We start from the raw sequence: 16,847 nt of genomic DNA, 5'->3' as shown, positions 1-16,847 counted from the left end.
AGCACTGAAGCCAGACACGGTGCACTCAAGTCACCGCGTAGGATGGAGAGGTTGGCCTCGCTAGGTTCGTCGAGGCAATCCCATTTCTCATCACCGCCGACCGCCAGCCGGATGGAGTATCAGCACCGTGGCCAAGCCCGCACCTTCGAAGATCGACCAGGTCGTCAGCCTATGCAAGCGCCGGGGTTTCGTATTCCCCAGCGGCGAGATCTACGGCGGCACCCGGTCCGCCTGGGACTACGGTCCACTGGGTGCGGAGTTGAAGGAGAACATCCGTCGCCAGTGGTGGCGTTCCATGGTGCACGGTCGTGATGACGTAGTCGGTCTGGACTCGTCGATCATTCTGCCGCGCGAAACCTGGGTCGCCTCGGGGCACGTCGGCACGTTCACCGATCCGCTGATCGAGTGCCTGCAATGCCACAAGCGGCACCGCCAGGACCACCTACAAGAGGCGTACGCGGAGAAGAAGGGCCTCGACGATCCGGACGCTGTTCCGATGAGCGAGATCGCCTGTCCTGACTGCGGCACTAAGGGCCAGTGGACGGAGCCGCGCGATTTCCAGATGATGCTCAAGACTTACCTGGGCGTCATCGAGGACGAGTCCGGTCTGCACTATCTGCGCCCGGAGACCGCCCAGGGCATCTTCGTCAACTTCGCTAACGTCATGCAGGCCTCGCGTAAGAAGCCGCCGTTCGGTATCGCGCAGACCGGCAAGTCGTTCCGCAACGAGATCACCCCGGGCAACTTCATCTTCCGCACTCGTGAATTCGAGCAGATGGAGATGGAGTTCTTCGTCAAGCCCGGTGAAGACGAGCAGTGGCACCAGTACTGGATCGATGAGCGCACGAAGTGGTACACCGACCTCGGAATCAACCCCGACAACTTGCGGCACTTTGAGCACCCCAAGGAGAAGTTGTCGCACTACTCGAAGCGGACTGTCGACATCGAGTATCGGTTCGGATTCAGCGGCAGCGAATGGGGCGAGCTCGAAGGTGTCGCGAACCGTACCGATTTTGACCTCAGCAGCCACAGCAAGCACTCGGGTAACACGCTGGAGTTCCACGATCCAAACTCGGGTGAGCGTTACACGCCGTACGTCATCGAGCCCGCGGCGGGCTTGTCCCGTTCGATCATGACGTTCCTCGTGGACGCGTATGCCGAAGACGAGGCGCCCAACACGAAGGGCGGTGTGGATCGACGCACGGTGCTGCGCCTTGATCCTCGGCTCGCGCCGGTCAAGGCCGCCGTACTGCCGCTGTCGCGCAACGCTGACCTTTCGCCTAAAGCAAAGGACGTCGCGTCGCTGCTGCGCCAGAACTGGAACATTGATTTCGACGATGCAGGAGCGATCGGACGCCGGTACCGTCGTCAGGACGAGATCGGTACGCCGTTCTGCATCACCGTCGACTTCGATTCGCTGGACGACAATGCGGTGACTGTGCGTGAGCGAGACACGATGCAGCAGGAGCGCGTCGGCATCGATGCATTGCTGGGATACCTGGCGCCGAAGCTGATTGGCTCGTAACGGAATCCGAGATCGACACGTAGACGCACATACGCAATGGAGGGGAGTGCCAATGACCTACGGTCCGCCACCGGGCTACGGCCCCCCACCGGGCTACGGCCCCCCGCCGGGATACCCACCTCAGGGGCCTCCACCAGGTAGGCCCCCGGGGTACCCGCCGCAGGGACCGCCGCCCGGATACCGTCCGCAGCCTTACCCGCCGCAGGGCCCGCCGCCGGGGTACGGCAGGCCTCAGTATCCGCCACCGGGGCCGCGGAGGCCGCAGGGTCCACCTCCGGGCTATCAGGGCGCACCACCGCCCCCGCCACCGAGCGAGCCACGGACAGAACAGTCGGTACCGGCGGCCCCTGAGTCCAGCGGGACGTTGAGCCAAGACGAACTCTTAGAGCCTCGCTCGGGCAAGATCGGCGACCTGCTGGAGGGTGACGGGAGTTTCGGTTTGCGTGCCGGGTGGCGCGTGTTGGCTGTGCAATACCCGGCCGATGAGGTCTTCATCGAGGCGGGGCTGCAGATTCCCGAAGGGTTCTCATCGGCTGTCGTCGGAGCGCTTTTCACGAATAAAGGCAATGAGCCGGTGGAGATTGTTCCTTCGCGTGGATTGTGCGTGATCGACAGCGACGGCGGCGTGCATCTGGCAGCTCCCGCTGAAGTCGCGAGCCATCCAGGTTTTCGCGATGGCGCGGTCATGCCCGAAGAGACGGTGGCTGGGCACATGTTCTACCTCATCGCCACCGAACTCGATGTGCGCGGAGTTCAATGGCGCGACGGTTCGGACACGTTGACGTGGATGCGATGAAGACGCTCAGTTTCGGCGCGATTCCAGTGGATCCTCCCGTCGTGCTCGCGCCGATGGCCGGGATCACCACGAGCGCGTACCGACGGGTCTGTCGGCAGTACGGTGCCGGGTTATACGTATCGGAAATGATCACGACTCGCGCACTGGTCGAACGCACGCCGTTGACGATGGACATGTTGCGGTTCCACCCCAGCGAAACGCCGCGATCGGTGCAGTTGTATGCCACAGACCCAGCGATCGTTGCGACCGCCGTACGCATCCTTGTTGAGGAGGACCGCGCCGATCACATCGACCTCAACATGGGGTGCCCGGTTCCGAAGGTGACCCGCAAGGGTGGCGGCGCGGCCCTGCCGTGGCGGCGCAATCTGTTTCGCGCCATCGTGGGCGCGGCCGTACACGCCGCGGACGGTCGGGTGCCGGTCACGGTGAAAATGCGGATGGGCATTGATCACGAGCACCTCACCTTCCTGGAGGCAGGTCGTACCGCGCAGGAGGAGGGCGTACAGGCGGTCGCGCTGCATGGGCGGACCGCCGCGCAGATGTACGGCGGGACGGCCGACTGGAACGCGATCACCATGCTCGTCAACGAACTCGACGTGCCGGTGCTCGGCAACGGTGACATTTGGGAGGCCGATGACGCGTTGGCGATGGTGGAACAGACCGGCTGCGCAGGCGTCGTAGTCGGCCGTGGCTGCCTCGGTCGGCCGTGGTTGTTCGCCGACCTCGCGAATGCCTTCGCCGGGTCGAGTGAACGGGTACGCCCGTCGTTGTCCGAGGTCGCTGACACGATGCGTGAACATGCCTCGTACATGGTGGAGGATCTGGGCGAGCCTCGTGGCACGCGCGACTTCCGCAAACACGTCTCGTGGTACCTGAAGGGGTTTCGCGCGGGTTCGGAGGTCCGCCAGAAGCTCGGACTGATCGGAAGTCTGCGTGACCTCGACGACCTGCTGGACGGACTCCTCCAGGCGCATGGCGACCAGCCTTATCCGCTAAGCATCCTGGGACTGGCCAGGGGCCGCTCGACCGGGACCCGCAAGGTGACGCTGCCGGAGGGATGGTTGGCGGACCGGGACAGCTGCGCGGTGCCGTTCGGTGCTGAGATCGACGTTTCTGGTGGCTGACGTACCTTCATCGACGCGCCAGACACTCGCCATAGACTGGAACTCGGCACACCACTGCGGGATCGGAGTAGCAGCGTGATCGGCAGGTTCTTCGCCCGTATTCTTGCCGGGCTGCTGGTCGGGTGTGTGTTGGGGACGTTCGGTGTGGCGTTCGCCGTCTGGAAAGTAGCGCGAGACACCGATACACATCACGCCGACTCCATCGTCGTGCTTGGCGCGGCGCAATACGACGGCGAACCCTCACCGGTGTTCCAATGGCGGCTGCAGCATGCGCTCGACCTGTGGCGCGACGGTTACGCAGATACGATCGTCACCGTGGGCGGAAATCAAGCTGGCGACGTCTATACGGAGGCGAGCGCCGGTAAGAAATGGCTGGTCGAGGAGGGCGGCGTCCCCGAGGACGCGGTCATTGCGGTGGAGTCGGGCACGAATACGCTCACCAGCGCCGAAGCGCTCGTGCCGGTTTACGAAGAGCACGGTCTCGACGACGCGATCGTGGTGACTGATCCGCCGCACACATTGCGGGCGATGACCATGATCTCGGATCAGGGCATCACCACCTACGGTTCGCCGACCCGAGCAGGGCCCGCCGTACAGACTCGCGAGACGCAGCTGAAGTACATCGTCCGGGAAACCGGCGCGCTGCTGTATTACGGGTTGTTCGGCGGTTCACCGGAGACCGGGATGGCGGTGTAGGTGAGTTACACGGCCGCCGACGTGCAGCGTTTCGTTACCGAACAGCCCAAGACCAGCTATTTCGCTGGGGAGGATCCGGGCACGCGCTCGGAGTTTGCCCGCGACCGAGCCCGGATCCTGCATTCGGCGGCGTTCCGGCGTTTGGCTGGTAAGACTCAGGTCGTCGTGCCCGGGGAGGACGACTTCCCGAGGACTCGATTGACCCACTCGCTCGAGGTCGCACAGATCGCCCGTGAGATGGGTGCTGCGCTCGGAGTCGATCCCGACATCGCCGACGCTGCAGGGCTCGCGCACGATTTGGGCCACCCGCCGTTCGGCCACAACGGCGAAAGCGCGTTGGACGACGTGTCACAAGAGTGCGGCGGTTTCGAGGGCAACGCGCAGACGCTGCGCGTGGTGTGTCGGCTGGAATCCAAGGTGCTTGATGGTGAGGCCAGTGTCGGCTTGAACCTGACGCGCGCATCGCTGGACGCGACCTGTAAGTACCCCTGGGCGCGCCAGGCCGGACGCCGGAAGTTCGGCGTGTACGCCGACGATCTGCCCCAGTTCACCTGGGCCCGGTCCGCAGATCTCGGCGAACGTGCCTGCATGGAAGCGCAGGTGATGGACTGGTCCGACGATGTCGCGTATTCCGTGCATGATGTCGAAGATGGTGTGATGACGGGTCTGATCGACCTGTCGCGACTCACGGACGCACGCGAGGTTACCGAGGTCTGCCGGATCGCCAGCCAGGAGTACCTGGCTATTGACACGTCTGCCCTCGCCGACGTGCTCGGCGGGCTGCTTCGGTTGCCGGTGCTGGATGAGGTCGCGGCGTACGGCGCATCCATCGGATCATCACGTCGCGGTCGGGTGGCATTGAAGCGAGCCACCAGCGAACTGCTCGGCCGGTTCTCCACAGCGGCGATCCGAGCGACCCGCGAGAAGTACGGCACGGGCGAGCTGAGCAGGTATGCCGCGGATCTGCAGGTGCCCGAGCGTGTGCAGGCCGAATGTGCGCTATTGAAAGCAACCGCCTATCGATATGTGATGCAGCGAGAGGGCGCCGCAACGTTGCAGGCTTGGCAACGGCGACTACTTCGCGAACTCGTTGCGGCGTTACGCGAGCAACCATCCCAGTTGCGTGATCAGCACGTCGAGAGTTACCAGCACGCAGCTAGCGACGCCGACCGGCTGCGGGCGATCATCGATCAAGTCGCTGAGTTAACGGACAACGCCGCGATCACGTGGTGGAAGCGTCTGTGCGGGGGCGGGTGACGAGGTGGCGGGACTGATCAAGAACGAGGACATACGCGAGGTCCGTGAGCGCGCCTCGATCGCCGATGTGATCGGAGAGTACGTAACCCTGCGCAACGCGGGCGGCGGGAACATGAAGGGCTTGTGCCCATTCCACGACGAGAAGACGCCGTCGTTCAGCGTGTCGCCGGGCCGCGGATTGTTCTACTGCTTCGGATGCGGCGAGTCCGGTGACGTTATCTCCTTCGTACAGAAGATGGAGCATGTCGGCTTCGCCGAGGCCGTCGAACAGCTGGCGGATCGCGCTGGTCTTCAACTGCGATACGAACAAACCGGCGGCCCTGCCGGAGGCCAGCGCCAACCGGGACAGCGGCAACGACTGGTGGCCGCGAACAAGGCCGCTGTCGAGTTCTTCGTCGCGCAGCTCGGCGCGCCTGGAGCGGCTTCGACCGCGCGTGCTTTCCTTGCTGAGCGGGGGTTCACGCAACAAGCGGCACTGGACTTTTCCTGCGGGTTTGCTCCTGACTCGTGGGATATGTTGGTGCGCCATTTGCGCGGCCTGGGATTCACCGAGAAGGAACTGCTGACCGCGGATCTCGCGCGCAGATCCTCGCGCGGCACGCTAATTGATCGGTTCCGCAAGCGATTGATTTGGCCGATCTTCGATCGCCACGGTGACCCCATCGGTTTCGGTGCGCGCCGGTTGTTCGACGATGACTCCAGTGAGGCCAAGTATCTCAATACGTCGGAAACGCCGCTGTACAAGAAAAGCACGGTGTTATTCGGGTTGGAGAAGGCGCGGCGCGAGATCGCGAAGAGCCGCCAGGTCGTCGTGGTCGAGGGCTACACGGACGTGATGGCCTGCCACCTCGCCGGCATACCCACCGCGGTGGCATCCTGCGGTACGGCGTTCGGGTCCGAGCATATTGCGGTGATCCGCCAATTGCTGATGGACAGTGATGTGTTCCGCGGGGAGGTCATCTTCGTTTTCGACGGCGACGAAGCGGGCCAGAAGGCTGCTCTCAAAGCATTCTCCGACGATCAAAAGTTCACCGCGCAGACGTTCGTGGCTGTCGAGCCGGACGGTCGTGATCCGTGCGAGTTACGCCAGGACTCAGGAGATGCCGCGGTGCGCGACCTGATCGCACGCCGCCAGCCGCTGGTCGAGTTTGCGATTACCTCGCGGTTGCGGTTGCACAATCTCGACACCGTCGAGGGGCGAGTGGCCGCGCTCGATGAGACCATTCCGCTCGTCGCGCAGATAAAAGATATTGCGCTGCGAACCGAGTATGCGCGCCGGTTGGCTGGGCTGGTCGGCGTGGACGACCCGAACCGGATCGTGGCACGAGTGCGGTCCTGGCGACCAGAGGCGCAGCCCCGCACGGGTCGGCGGGCGGCCACGGCCGAGGTCGCGGATCAGCGCGTGGAGCCGAATGCCGACCGCATCGCGCGTCCGAAACCGGACGACCCGAATACCTGGGCCGAGCGTGAGTCGTTGAAGCTGGCGCTCCAGTCGCCGACGCTTGTCGGGCCGGCGTTCGACGTAGCGAGTGAGGATATCTATCGCGTTCCGGCGTACGCGGCACTTCGCCGGTATATCGAGGAAGCGGGTGGAGTGAACAACGCCTCCAGTCCGCAGGAGTGGGTTCCGCAGGTGGCCGAGCTGATCAAGGGCGACGATGCGGACGTACTAAAGCGGCTGCTGCACGAATTGGCCGTCGAGCCGGTGAACGTTCCCGGTGATGGGCCGGATTCGAGGTACGTGACCTCAATCCTCGCGGCGTTGCAGTTGCCGCGGGCGCACGCGCGGATCGCGCAGATCAAATCACGGCTGCAGCGAATCAACCCGATCGAGGACGACGCGACCTACCGGCGGACGTTCGGTGAACTGGTGACGATGGAGCAACTTGCCCGCGGGCTCCGTGAGCAAGCTGCAGGAGGTACCTGATGGGTTTTTTACAGCGACTGTTCCGGCGCCGGCCACCGGTGCCGCCCTCGGCTCGGAAATACCTGGAGCAGGACGAGCGAGTGCTCGGCTGGGCGGAGGCGGTCACTGGTCAGATCGTGGTCACGACACCGCGCGGCCTGCATGTCGTTGACCAAAGCGAGCATCGCCTGGTTCCCTGGCATGAGATCTCGAAAGCGACCTGGGCGGACCGCTGGCTGAGTGTCATCGAGTCCGAAGTCGTGCAGGGTTCGCAGATTAGGGACGCGTCGCCGTGGCGGTTGCAGTTCGACGAGCCCGGCGGGGTTCCGCCGGTATTACGCGAGCGGGTGACGTCGGCCGTGGTATCCAGCACTCGGTACTCCATTGCCGGGGGCGTGCTCATCGTCGCCCGCAAGGTCACGGCGCAGGACGGCCTGTTGTGGCAATACCGTTTGGATCACGACCGTGAGCTCCACGAGGAGGAACGCGCCCAATTGGAGGGCGTGGTCGAGTCCGAAGCGATACGGCATAAGCCGACCGACCTCTGAACGCCCACGCGGTCAACTACCTCGCGAGGACACTATCGAGTGCGGTTGGCGTGTGCCGACGCGCCTAGAGGTCGCCAGCAGGATCACGAAGAACCTTCGCGCGGACCGTGTCCACCACGCCCTCCGCCTGAGCCTCCAATAGACCCGCGACACCCTGAACCTTGGGATTGTCGGCGACCTGACGCGAGAGCCGTTTGATCTGCTCGTAACGCTGGCGGCCGGCCTTCGTGCCGACTACGTAGCCGACGCCGAACGCGGCAATGATGAGCAGCTTTCGCATTCCAGGGACCTTCCGTGGTGGCTTCCGCCATTAATGAGGGGGTGGCTGGGCCTAGTCTAGCGAGGTGAGGTACTGTTTGTCGGTCGCCAGATGACAACGGTCCCCTGTAGCTCAATTGGCAGAGCATTCGACTGTTAATCGAACGGTTGCTGGTTCGAGTCCAGCCGGGGGAGCCAGAATTGATGCCCTGACCTGCGGAGACGCGGTCAGGGCATCATCTATAAATACTGGTTACAGGCGCCGATCCAACGTTAACCCAACGAATTCGAATCGGAATCACCGCCGGCCAACGCCTGCAACTGCGCCCGCGCATCAGGCCCCGTCACCGACCGCTCGATGTAGTGCCGCTCCGTCGTGGCCGACGTCGTATGACCCAGCTGGCTAGCGGCAGCGCGAGCATCCAGTGCGTTCGCGACGATCGTCGCCACCGTCTTACGGAACGTGTGCGGCGTGACCCACCCGTACCCGAGACGCGTCCGCGCGTCGCGCCACTGCCGCTCCATGTTTGACACGTCCCGCAGCGTGCCCCTCAGCGACGGGAACACGACGTTGTGGGGGTTCGGCGCCGACTGCTCTATTCGGCGCCGCAGCAGCATGTCCAGCGCGAATGAGGGCAGTTGCAGCGTCGCTCGCTTGCCTTTCGTCTTGAGCCGGTCCGTGAGGTGCAGGCCCTGGCCTTTGATCCGCTGCACCCGCATCCGCGGCGTCACCGTGCCCGCGTCCAGGTCGACGTCGTCCCACCGCACGCCGAGAACCTCACTGATCCGCAGGCCGGTGGCAGCGAACATATCGACGACGTCGGGCAGGTCCGCGGCGCGCGCTTTCTTGTCGGTACGTAGGCCGTCGCGGATAGCCCGCACGTCCTGCGCCGTGAGAGCCTGCACCGCCTTCGCCGGGACCGCTACCGGACTCGTGTCTTTGACGATGTTGCGGTCGGTCGCGCCGAGCCGCGCAGCGACAGCCCACACGCTGGACAGGACTTTCTGCGCAGTCCGCGCAACGTGCACGGTCTTGGTTGCTTTGACGGCGCGCAGGAACGCCTCGACCCGCGCGACCGTGACCTCGCGGATCACGAGGTTCCCGAGGGCGGGCGTGATCTCGCGGCGCAGCGTTCCCAGGTATAGGCGCTTTGTGTCGGGGGCCAGGTCTGATTCCTCGATCTCCCGCGCCCAGTAGGTGAGGAGCACGCTCACGCGGCTGTCCGCGGTGATGTCGGCGTCACTGGGCGCGGCGCGTTCGATCAGTCGGGCTTTGAGGCGTCGTTCTGCTTCGGCTGCGCTTCGGCCTGATGCTTCGACGAGTCGTGTCCGGCCGTCGTAGTCGCGGAACCGTGCTTTCGCCACGCGCCGTGTGCCGCGGGTAGTGGTGGTGATGGTGCCCCAGGTGCCGATCGTGAGCGGTGGTCTAGCCACGGCCGAGGCCGACGCGTTCTGGGTTCCGGGCGCGTTGCCGGTGCGCTGCTTGTCGCCGCACTCGCGAGCACAGCATCGGGTCGTGCTCGATCGCTTCACGCGTCGTCACGAGCGCGAGGAGCCGCTGGTAGTACCGGACAGCGGACATGTCGAACAGGTCGAGGATCGCGCCCCTTCCGGCGAGGTGGTCTCGCTCGTCGTCGGTCAAGGTAGCGAGCCGCACTGACAGGACGTGCGGATGTACCCATAGTTCCTCGGCGGCTTCGTGTGGGTTGGTGGACCAGGCGAGGGCATGCGCGAGCCGGTCGATGGGGATCAGGCGGCGGGCTGCTTCAGCGTCGACGCGGCGTTCCTCTCGCGCCGCCAGCACGCCTCCACCGTTCGTGGGGATGCCGCGTTCGATGTGGATGAGTTCGTGCGCGGCGACGCATCGGCGGGTGGCTTGCAGTGCGGTGGTGTCGATCTCGATGGTGACGCCCTGGTCGTGCCAGATCGTGCGGGACCCCTCGCCGCGGGTCCACACGATGTCGATGTCGGCGCGGTTGCGGAGTGCGCGCCACGGGTGCCAGTGCGTCATGCGATCGACCGTACAGATCTACTCGGACAAGTCTCGGCGTGTCGACTTGACAGGCGCGATAGATCGCACTCGACCGGCGAGGTCGCGTGCTCGCGGGAGTCTGCCAGCGAGTATCTCGCCATGACGAGCCGGAACGCAATGCAGCGTGGACTCGATAACCCCGAGCTCGTCGCTGTACCGCTTCTGCCGCCGCAGAATGACGCAGACCCGTTCGGCCCACGTCGCCGCTAGCACGCTCCCGTCGTCTTTCGCGGCATGCAGCATCTCCAACAGCAACGCCAAACCTTCGTCGTCCTCACGTGCGGCGCGGAGCGCGTTCACCACGCCCAGCCAGTCCATATGGTGATGCCCCCGCGCCAGACCCCGCGTCGGAGTCGGCAGCACCGGCCCATCGTGAGACTCGTCGTACCCGAACGGCCACCGCAACTCGTACTCGCTGCCATGGCTGGTGCGGTAATAGCCGCGGGCGATCGTCAGGTCACCGAGTCGCGCGCGGTCCAGCGGTAGCGGGTAGGCGACGGTCCGGTGTGCGTCGTGCAGCGTCAACGCCCCGTTGTGCGTGAGGAGGAAGTGGTCGAATCCCCGCTCGACCCGCTCAACCTCATGTTCTCCTTGCGCGACCTGCCTGGGACCTGGAGTGATCGTCACCGACGGCGAGGTGTCAGCGAGAAGACGACTATGGACATGATGGCCGACAGGGCGCCGGCGCCGATCAGCATAAATGCGAACACTCCCGCTGTGCCGGAAGGCGTCCCGCATATCTCGTTCGTCGACGGGTCGAAGTGCGAGCCGCAGAAGGACTCTGGGCCGGCGTCGGACGAGCCGACGAGTAATCCGACGAGAATGAGCAGTGCCGCCAGCGCGATCAGGATGAACCCGCCCGGATTAGGGGTGCTTCCCTGCTTCGCCTCGGCGGTGGACGGCGGGGGCGTGGTGGGTGCAGTCATGGTGCCCTCCCGGGCGTTCTAGGCGCGACGAAGCAGGCGACGCGGGCGCGCCGCTGCCTTAGCGCGAGCTTTCCAGGTTGGTGCGGGTTCTTACTCCTGCGAGTCTTCGGCGTCGGCGTCCTGCTGACGTCGTATGCGTTTGCCGGCGTCATCGCTGTACGGCGAAGGTGCGGCTGCGGATCGATGGGAACGGGTGGGTTTGCTGACAGGAGTTTTACGCTCGCTGGCGAGTTCGTCAACCGTCGATACTTCGGTATTGGTCTCGTGTGGCTGAGCCATCGCCCGGATGATCCCGTCGAGGGCTCGCCGCTGCACCGCTGTCAGCTGGTTGACCTCTGGCGGCGGCTTATACGGTGCCGCCTCGCCGCCCGGTCGACCAGCGAGTTCCCGCAACTCCTGAACCGGTACCCCGAGCGCCTTACTGAAAGTCTGTAATACGTCGTCGCGTGGGCTGGCTGGATGCTGCCCTCGCAGGTACCGGCTGATGGTGCTTTTGTCCACGCCGTCGCCGCCAATATCGGCGATCTGTCTCACCGTGAGTTGGCGTTCGGCGTTGGCCTGCTGTAGGCGCTCGCTTAGTCGGGTCACTGTCTCAGTCTCGCAGGTCAACCCAACGAACTGGCAAGCATCCGTGTAGACGCGGTTTCTACAAAAAACAACGGTGTAGTTCGCTTCAGCCCGCCGTGCCGGGCTCTACAGCCAGCACCTTGTAGAAAAAAGTGTCTACAACGCATTGCATGGCTCAAACAACTGAGACATACTGAGACCGTCAAACAGGCCGGGGCGGGAACCCCGAAACCACAAAGGAGAAACCGAAATGGCGCTACCCGCATGGAGGGTCATAGTGCGTTTACGAGAGCGGTCACTGCTCGTCGCCCAGATGCGCGTGAAGGGCATGAATACTTCGGACTTGGCCCGGGAGGCTTGCTGCTCCGTGCAGCTCGTGTCGTTCTTGACGACCACGGGCAAGTCGCAGCGAAACACGTGCTCGTTGGTATCGGCGCAGAAGATCGCGGGCGCACTTGGGATCGCCACAAGCGCGCTTTTCGAGGCGTCCGTGGTGCACGTCTCTGAGCCGTCCATCGTTCCGGCGGTGGCGTAATGCGGCGGACATTCGCGGTCAACACCGCCGGCACCACCACCATCCACACCCACGGCGCACGTCTCGCCGTCACGATCGGAGGCCCCCGATGAACGAACCCAAAATCTGGCTCAACACCGCCGAAGCCGCCGAATACACCGGCTACAGCGCGTACACGATCCGTGTCGCGTGCGAGTCCCGCGAACTGCAGGGCGTGCAGCGCCGCAAAGGCGGGCTGTGGCGGATCCGCCGCGAATGGCTCGACAACTGGCTGATGGGGAAGCGGGCCGCGTGATGAACCCCGCCGACCGCGTCGACCCGATCACTACGGGGGACGAGCCCGTGTGGCCTGTCGCCGTGTTCCTCACGGCTCCGGTGCTGACTGTGCTGTACCTGGCCGGTCACGTCATCGCACAAATCTTCGGCCGTTAGGCCACCACGAAAGGACCAAGAAATGACCACCACTAATGACTGGCGTTGCCCCGGATCGATCCGGGTACTCGGCGCTGACGCTTCGCGCGCCGATTGGCTCGCCCACCGCCGCACCGGGATCGGCGCGAGCGAGATCGCCTCGGTACTGAATGTCGACGGCGCCTACGACACGCCCTATGGGATCTGGGCAGAGAAGACCAGCGCGGAGGCCCCCGAGGAATCCGACGACGAGTTGTTGCGGATGGGCCGCGACATCGAAGACGTAGTCGCCGCTCGGTTCGCTGAGCAGACCGGCATCGTGGTACGCCGCCATGGGCTTGCGCGTTCCCGCCGATTCCCTCACCTCCTCGCCAGCGTCGACCGTCTTACTGCTGACGGCGGCGTGCTGGAGTGCAAGGTGCACACGCAGTGGGCGAAAGCCGGTGCCGAGTGGGCAGACGGCCGCGTGCCGGAAAAGTTCTGGTGGCAAGGCCAGCAGCAATTGCTCGTGACCGGCCGGTCGCATGTGTGGTTCGCTGCGCTCGTTCCCGGCGTGGGTTTCTGGGTTGAGCGGGTAGAGCGCGAGGCGAACGCGCAGGAGCGGATCGCTTATGAGAGTGAAAAGTTCTGGCGGTACGTGGAAACCGGGACGGCTCCGCCGATTGACCCGCTACACACGACCGACGACGAACTACGGGCCCGGTTCCCTGACGTGGTTGCGCCGGAGTCGGTCGCTGAGGCCGCGATACCCGAAGCTTTCGAGGCGCTCTACTCGGAGCGTGACGCGCTGCAGGTCGAAGCGAAAGCCACGAAGGACCGGCTAGCGGAAATCGACAAGCAGATCAAAGCCGCGATCGGTGACCGCGAATACCTCGCCGCGTCCGGCCGGCCGTTGTTTCGGTGGCAGTCCGTCACCAGCAGCCGCCTCGACACGAAAGCACTCGAGGCCGCGCACCCGGACCTGGTCGCTGAGTACCGGCGACCGAGCGTGTCCCGGCGCCTGACCCCGATCAAGAACGCCCTCACCACCGACAAGGCGGCCTAGCCATGGCGATCAAAACCCGTAAGCCAACCGGCAAACCCTCCTGGCCGATCATTCTTCTCACCGGAGGCGAAAAGGTCGGCAAGTCCTACAGCGCTGCAGCCGCGTCCGCAAGCGAGCATGTCGGCCGCACTTTCTGGATCGGGATCGGTGAAGATGATCCCGACGAGTACGGCGCGATCCCTGGCGCGCGGTTCGAAATCGTCGAACACGACGGCACGTACCGCGGCATCCTGAACGCCGTCGACGCGGCAGCCGCCGAGCCCGCGGACGGCGCCCCGAATGTGATCGTGCTCGACTCCGCGACACGCCTGTGGAATCTGCTGTGCGACATGGCGCAGAACGAAGCCGACGAACGTGCGAAACGGAAACAACGCAAAGTCGGCCCGGACGGCGCCGACATCAGCATGGATCTGTGGAACCTCGCCGCGCAGCGGTGGACCCACATCATGGACGCGCTCCGCGCACACCACGGCCCTGTTCTGATTACCGCGCGGCAGGACGTCGTGACTGTGATTGGCGATGACGGGAAGCCGACCAAGGACAAGGACCGCAAGGTCCAGGCCCATAAGTCGTTGCCGTTCGACGTCGCCGCGATCGTCGAGTTCCGGGCGTTCGGGGACGCTTACCTGACCGGGGTGAAGTCCTTGAAGATCACGCCGGACGTGTCGAAACCGCTCGGCGGCGAGTTCACGGTCGAGCAGTTGTGGCGGTGGCTGGGCGTCCTTGACGGTGATGTGTCCGAGCGCCGTCACGCTGACGTCACCGCCGAGGAGACAGCGCCGGCGCGCCCGGCCGGCGTCGAGCAGGCGGAACCGCAGAGCGACGAAGACATGGCGACGTGGGAAGCGCTCATTGACGCCGCCGAGAGCGTGGAGGCTCTCCAGGACCTGTGGCGTAAAGCGAGGGGGCTCCCGGATGTCCAGGCCGCGATCAATTCCCGCGCGCTGCAGATGAAGAACGCCAGCGAAGCGGCTAACGCCGCGGAAGACGAACCGTCGTTGGACGTCACACCGGATCGTGATGCGGCATGAGCGACACGCACCACGACTACGACGCGGGCCCGCACGTCCGGCAACGCGACTACGAACCATCCCGCGTCGAGTACGCCCTGGCGCACGCGGCGAGTGTCGCGATTGACCAGCCCGCGCCCGGTGTCGACCTGCGATGGATCGCACCCACCACGACGATCCGAATTGAGGACACGAAATGACGGACCACTACCAGAAAGCGCAGGAGCTCGCGTTGGTCGATGCGCAGCCCGCGACCGTGCACGCACTGTTAGCGATCGCGGGCGCGCTCCAGTCACCGCAGACCGTCGACATCATGGGCGACCGCGCAACGCTTCAGAACGGCGACATGATCACCCGCGACAGCGGTGAAGGCACGTGGGGCATCGAATACAACTCGGAGAGCGTGTGGTTCCACGCCCCGGGCCTCGACGAGCCCGTGTACCTCGGCGGCGACGCGGACGCGCTAGCCGGAGCAAGCCGGTTCCTAGCCGACGCTGCGCACACGATCCACCTCGCCGGTGACGACCTATGACGCGCCGCGAACCGTGGATCACCGGCCGCGAATACTGCTCACACCTGCAATGCGCGCGCCGCCACCATTGCGACGGGCTGTGCGAGCCACATCATCGGCGGATGCTCCGAGGCCAGTCGATCGCTCACCCGCTCCCGCGCCGCCTACGCACCGCGCCACGCCGCCCCGTTGACGAGGCGCAGGAAGTCGTTGACCTCGGCGGGGACCTCGTCGCGTGGGCGCGACGCAACGGCGTACTGCTCGCGACCGTGCAGACCGCAGCGCGTCGACGAGGCCTGACCGACCTCGCGGCGAGGCTCACCGCGGCGATGCGGCGGGAACGGTGCGCCGATGCGGGGCGTGCAGCATGACGCGCCGCAAGACGCCCGGGCATGGGTTCGTGCCGGGTGACCCGCCCGAATACTGCGCCCGGGTTGGCGCTGGTGGGCTGTGCGGACGCCCCGAACCCAACGCGGTCCATGCTGACCCGAACCGTGACCCGGTCCCGCCGATGCCGGAACGCACCGACGCGGAAGCGGTACGGGAAGCACGGACCCGCGCAGACGCGGGAATGCAGCAGACGTACACGGCGAACCAGCCCGACCGGGACGCGGTACGCGCCGCGATCGTCCGCGCAGCTTCGGGCCGGGACGTGTTGACCGCGAACGACGTCCGGCCACTCCTCCCGCCCGACGTCAACACCGCCGTCATCGGGTCCGTATTCAACCGCATGCGCCGCGAGGGACTGCTCACTTTCGAGGGATACACGGCATCCAGCGACAAAGGCACGCACGGCAAACACATCAACAAGTGGGGCGTCACGCCGATGCTCCGCGCACTCACAGGAAGGCAAGCGGCATGACCAACGAGATCCCGCGGTACCTCACCACCCAGGAAGCCGCCGACTACATGGGCATCCCGAAACAGACTCTGCTGCAGTGGCGGTGCCTGGGGAAACCGTCCCCGCGCGCGGCACGCGTCGGGAAACACCTCCGGTTCGACGTGGCCGACCTGGTCGCGTTCATGGAAAGCATGAAGGAGACCGCATGATGATCACGATCCCGACACTTGACCTGCTCGCTGCCGTCCGCGACACGAACGCGTTCACGGCACGCGACACGCTCACGCCCGAAGCGTCGATTCTGCTGCACACCACCGATGGGTGGCTCGGCGTCACCGCGACAACGGACAGTAAAGCGACCGTGGCCGCGACGGCGAGCGTCGCCGGTGACGGGCCGGGCTGGGGAGACGACCAGTTCGTCCTCACCCGCGACGGCCTGAAACACCTGAACGCGTTCTCGGGTGCGTGCAGGCGTCCCGAAGGGCAACCTCCCCACGAAATACAACTCATCGTCACGAGCGGGGGAGCGCTGCAGGTTCTGGAGGCCGGCGGGCTGTTCCCGTCCACGGCTGACGTCGTCATCAAGCCGACCGTTGATCCGGGCGACTGGCCGATCGGTGCGGTCAGTGACGCAATCATGGGCCACCTGGACCCGTCGCAGGCGCCGTCGACTCTCGCTATCGCGGGGGAATGGGTAGTGCGTTGTGGCCAGGTAGCGGCGCGCCGCGGCGAGTGGATGCGGCAGCATTCCGCCACCAACGACCGGTGCCTGGTCAGCGTTGGCCCGGCGTGGACCGCGTCGCTCCCGGCAGTGTCACCCGGCCGCACCCGCATTAACGCAACCGACCTACTTACCACCGATAACCAGAAAGCAGCGTGA

Annotated in this window: 24 protein-coding genes and 1 tRNA gene; 19 read left to right on the top strand and 6 right to left on the bottom strand. The window is 65.2% G+C overall.

What is annotated here, in order from left to right; translation table 11 throughout:
- Positions 1–127: 127 nt before the first annotated feature.
- The 7 genes from E1H16_RS14265 to E1H16_RS14230 all read left to right on the top strand — a co-directional run bounded on the left by E1H16_RS14265 (position 128) and on the right by E1H16_RS14230 (position 7,852).
- Positions 128–1,525, top strand: a complete 1,398-nt coding sequence (locus E1H16_RS14265) for a glycine--tRNA ligase (protein WP_134324584.1) — start codon at positions 128–130, stop codon at positions 1,523–1,525.
- Positions 1,526–1,889: 364 nt separating this feature from the next.
- Positions 1,890–2,321 carry a hypothetical protein gene (locus E1H16_RS14255; protein ID WP_134324583.1) on the top strand — a complete coding sequence of 144 codons (432 nt, stop codon included), beginning with the start codon at positions 1,890–1,892 and terminating at the stop codon, positions 2,319–2,321.
- The gene (dusB, locus tag E1H16_RS14250) at positions 2,282–3,445 is read left to right on the top strand and encodes a tRNA dihydrouridine synthase DusB (protein ID WP_243837864.1); all 1,164 of its coding nucleotides are present in this window, start codon (positions 2,282–2,284) and stop codon (positions 3,443–3,445) included. The genes E1H16_RS14255 and dusB overlap by 40 nt, the downstream gene beginning before the upstream one ends.
- Positions 3,446–3,520: 75 nt before the next feature.
- Positions 3,521–4,141, top strand: a complete 621-nt coding sequence (locus E1H16_RS14245) for a YdcF family protein (RefSeq protein ID WP_208379065.1) — start codon at positions 3,521–3,523, stop codon at positions 4,139–4,141.
- A complete protein-coding gene (locus E1H16_RS14240) occupies positions 4,142–5,398 on the top strand; it encodes a deoxyguanosinetriphosphate triphosphohydrolase (protein WP_134324581.1) in 1,257 nt (418 codons plus the stop codon).
- Positions 5,399–5,402: 4 nt separating this feature from the next.
- Positions 5,403–7,325 (top strand): DNA primase, encoded by a 1,923-nt coding sequence (gene dnaG / locus E1H16_RS14235; RefSeq protein WP_134324580.1) that lies wholly within the window; start codon positions 5,403–5,405, stop codon positions 7,323–7,325.
- Positions 7,325–7,852, top strand: a complete 528-nt coding sequence (locus tag E1H16_RS14230; protein WP_134324579.1) for a hypothetical protein — start codon at positions 7,325–7,327, stop codon at positions 7,850–7,852. Before dnaG ends, E1H16_RS14230 begins: the two co-directional genes overlap by 1 nt.
- A 64-nt stretch (positions 7,853–7,916) precedes the next feature.
- Here the strand turns inward: E1H16_RS14230 and E1H16_RS14225 are convergent, their stop codons facing one another.
- Positions 7,917–8,132 carry a hypothetical protein gene (locus E1H16_RS14225; protein ID WP_134324578.1) on the bottom strand — a complete coding sequence of 72 codons (216 nt, stop codon included), beginning with the start codon at positions 8,130–8,132 and terminating at the stop codon, positions 7,917–7,919.
- Between the two features lie 100 nt (positions 8,133–8,232).
- Here E1H16_RS14225 and E1H16_RS14220 point away from each other — a divergent pair.
- Positions 8,233–8,308: transfer RNA gene (locus E1H16_RS14220), tRNA-Asn, on the top strand.
- A 75-nt stretch (positions 8,309–8,383) separates the two neighbouring features.
- On the opposite strand, the gene E1H16_RS14215 is transcribed toward E1H16_RS14220, so the two are convergent.
- The 5 genes from E1H16_RS14215 to E1H16_RS14195 all read right to left on the bottom strand — a co-directional run bounded on the left by E1H16_RS14215 (position 8,384) and on the right by E1H16_RS14195 (position 11,656).
- Positions 8,384–9,544 (bottom strand): tyrosine-type recombinase/integrase, encoded by a 1,161-nt coding sequence (locus E1H16_RS14215; protein ID WP_166741786.1) that lies wholly within the window; start codon positions 9,542–9,544, stop codon positions 8,384–8,386.
- Positions 9,537–10,121: a DUF3263 domain-containing protein gene (locus tag E1H16_RS14210; protein WP_134324576.1), complete on the bottom strand. Its 585-nt coding sequence runs from the start codon at positions 10,119–10,121 to the stop codon at positions 9,537–9,539. The genes E1H16_RS14215 and E1H16_RS14210 overlap by 8 nt, the downstream gene beginning before the upstream one ends.
- An 18-nt stretch (positions 10,122–10,139) precedes the next feature.
- A complete protein-coding gene (locus tag E1H16_RS14205) occupies positions 10,140–10,769 on the bottom strand; it encodes a hypothetical protein (RefSeq protein WP_134324575.1) in 630 nt (209 codons plus the stop codon).
- Positions 10,766–11,068, bottom strand: coding sequence for a hypothetical protein (locus E1H16_RS14200; RefSeq protein WP_134324574.1), 303 nt, complete (start codon positions 11,066–11,068; stop codon positions 10,766–10,768). The genes E1H16_RS14205 and E1H16_RS14200 overlap by 4 nt, the downstream gene beginning before the upstream one ends.
- A 90-nt stretch (positions 11,069–11,158) precedes the next feature.
- On the bottom strand, positions 11,159–11,656 hold the full coding sequence (locus E1H16_RS14195; RefSeq protein ID WP_166741785.1) for a helix-turn-helix domain-containing protein: 498 nt from the start codon (positions 11,654–11,656) through the stop codon (positions 11,159–11,161).
- 256 nt (positions 11,657–11,912) lie between these two features.
- Here E1H16_RS14195 and E1H16_RS14190 point away from each other — a divergent pair, with 256 nt between their 5' ends.
- From E1H16_RS14190 to E1H16_RS14145, 11 genes are all read left to right on the top strand, one after another.
- On the top strand, positions 11,913–12,170 hold the full coding sequence (locus E1H16_RS14190; protein ID WP_134324572.1) for a hypothetical protein: 258 nt from the start codon (positions 11,913–11,915) through the stop codon (positions 12,168–12,170).
- Positions 12,171–12,258: 88 nt separating this feature from the next.
- Entirely contained in the window at positions 12,259–12,444 is a 186-nt protein-coding gene (locus E1H16_RS14185; protein WP_134324571.1) for a helix-turn-helix domain-containing protein, read from the top strand.
- On the top strand, positions 12,444–12,581 hold the full coding sequence (locus E1H16_RS18465) for a hypothetical protein (RefSeq protein ID WP_166741784.1): 138 nt from the start codon (positions 12,444–12,446) through the stop codon (positions 12,579–12,581). Before E1H16_RS14185 ends, E1H16_RS18465 begins: the two co-directional genes overlap by 1 nt.
- A gap of 22 nt (positions 12,582–12,603) precedes the next feature.
- Entirely contained in the window at positions 12,604–13,605 is a 1,002-nt protein-coding gene (locus tag E1H16_RS14180; RefSeq protein ID WP_134324570.1) for a YqaJ viral recombinase family nuclease, read from the top strand.
- A 2-nt stretch (positions 13,606–13,607) separates the two neighbouring features.
- Positions 13,608–14,636, top strand: coding sequence for an AAA family ATPase (locus E1H16_RS14175; RefSeq protein ID WP_134324569.1), 1,029 nt, complete (start codon positions 13,608–13,610; stop codon positions 14,634–14,636).
- Positions 14,633–14,815, top strand: coding sequence for a hypothetical protein (locus E1H16_RS14170; protein WP_134324568.1), 183 nt, complete (start codon positions 14,633–14,635; stop codon positions 14,813–14,815). Before E1H16_RS14175 ends, E1H16_RS14170 begins: the two co-directional genes overlap by 4 nt.
- Positions 14,812–15,147 carry a hypothetical protein gene (locus E1H16_RS14165; RefSeq protein WP_134324567.1) on the top strand — a complete coding sequence of 112 codons (336 nt, stop codon included), beginning with the start codon at positions 14,812–14,814 and terminating at the stop codon, positions 15,145–15,147. Before E1H16_RS14170 ends, E1H16_RS14165 begins: the two co-directional genes overlap by 4 nt.
- Before the next feature lie 101 nt (positions 15,148–15,248).
- Complete coding sequence (locus E1H16_RS14160) at positions 15,249–15,497, top strand: hypothetical protein (RefSeq protein ID WP_134324566.1); 249 nt, start codon at positions 15,249–15,251, stop codon at positions 15,495–15,497.
- Positions 15,494–15,988 carry a hypothetical protein gene (locus E1H16_RS14155; protein WP_134324565.1) on the top strand — a complete coding sequence of 165 codons (495 nt, stop codon included), beginning with the start codon at positions 15,494–15,496 and terminating at the stop codon, positions 15,986–15,988. The genes E1H16_RS14160 and E1H16_RS14155 overlap by 4 nt, the downstream gene beginning before the upstream one ends.
- Entirely contained in the window at positions 15,985–16,176 is a 192-nt protein-coding gene (locus E1H16_RS14150; RefSeq protein WP_134324564.1) for a helix-turn-helix domain-containing protein, read from the top strand. The genes E1H16_RS14155 and E1H16_RS14150 overlap by 4 nt, the downstream gene beginning before the upstream one ends.
- On the top strand, positions 16,173–16,847 hold the full coding sequence (locus E1H16_RS14145; RefSeq protein WP_134324563.1) for a hypothetical protein: 675 nt from the start codon (positions 16,173–16,175) through the stop codon (positions 16,845–16,847). The genes E1H16_RS14150 and E1H16_RS14145 overlap by 4 nt, the downstream gene beginning before the upstream one ends.

It is taken from the genome of Cumulibacter soli, assembly GCF_004382795.1.
GTDB classification, from domain to species: Bacteria; Actinomycetota; Actinomycetes; order Mycobacteriales; family Antricoccaceae; genus Cumulibacter; species Cumulibacter soli.
This window is presented reverse-complemented; position numbering and strand designations above follow the sequence as displayed.

What these genes read in the sequence shown, in the direction of transcription:
- E1H16_RS14145 (WP_134324563.1), top strand. Translation starts at nt 16,173, where the DNA reads ATGATGATCACGATCCCGACACTTGACCTGCTCGCTGCCGTCCGCGAC.
- E1H16_RS14180 (WP_134324570.1), top strand. Translation starts at nt 12,604, where the DNA reads ATGACCACCACTAATGACTGGCGTTGCCCCGGATCGATCCGGGTACTC.
- E1H16_RS14150 (WP_134324564.1), top strand. Translation starts at nt 15,985, where the DNA reads ATGACCAACGAGATCCCGCGGTACCTCACCACCCAGGAAGCCGCCGAC.
- E1H16_RS14155 (WP_134324565.1), top strand. Translation starts at nt 15,494, where the DNA reads ATGACGCGCCGCAAGACGCCCGGGCATGGGTTCGTGCCGGGTGACCCG.
- E1H16_RS14185 (WP_134324571.1), top strand. Translation starts at nt 12,259, where the DNA reads ATGAACGAACCCAAAATCTGGCTCAACACCGCCGAAGCCGCCGAATAC.
- E1H16_RS14200 (WP_134324574.1), bottom strand. Translation starts at nt 11,068, where the DNA reads ATGACTGCACCCACCACGCCCCCGCCGTCCACCGCCGAGGCGAAGCAG.
- E1H16_RS18465 (WP_166741784.1), top strand. Translation starts at nt 12,444, where the DNA reads ATGAACCCCGCCGACCGCGTCGACCCGATCACTACGGGGGACGAGCCC.
- E1H16_RS14160 (WP_134324566.1), top strand. Translation starts at nt 15,249, where the DNA reads ATGCTCCGAGGCCAGTCGATCGCTCACCCGCTCCCGCGCCGCCTACGC.
- E1H16_RS14175 (WP_134324569.1), top strand. Translation starts at nt 13,608, where the DNA reads ATGGCGATCAAAACCCGTAAGCCAACCGGCAAACCCTCCTGGCCGATC.
- E1H16_RS14170 (WP_134324568.1), top strand. Translation starts at nt 14,633, where the DNA reads ATGAGCGACACGCACCACGACTACGACGCGGGCCCGCACGTCCGGCAA.
- dusB (WP_243837864.1), top strand. Translation starts at nt 2,282, where the DNA reads ATGGCGCGACGGTTCGGACACGTTGACGTGGATGCGATGAAGACGCTC.
- E1H16_RS14210 (WP_134324576.1), bottom strand. Translation starts at nt 10,121, where the DNA reads ATGACGCACTGGCACCCGTGGCGCGCACTCCGCAACCGCGCCGACATC.
- E1H16_RS14230 (WP_134324579.1), top strand. Translation starts at nt 7,325, where the DNA reads ATGGGTTTTTTACAGCGACTGTTCCGGCGCCGGCCACCGGTGCCGCCC.
- E1H16_RS14165 (WP_134324567.1), top strand. Translation starts at nt 14,812, where the DNA reads ATGACGGACCACTACCAGAAAGCGCAGGAGCTCGCGTTGGTCGATGCG.
- E1H16_RS14225 (WP_134324578.1), bottom strand. Translation starts at nt 8,132, where the DNA reads ATGCGAAAGCTGCTCATCATTGCCGCGTTCGGCGTCGGCTACGTAGTC.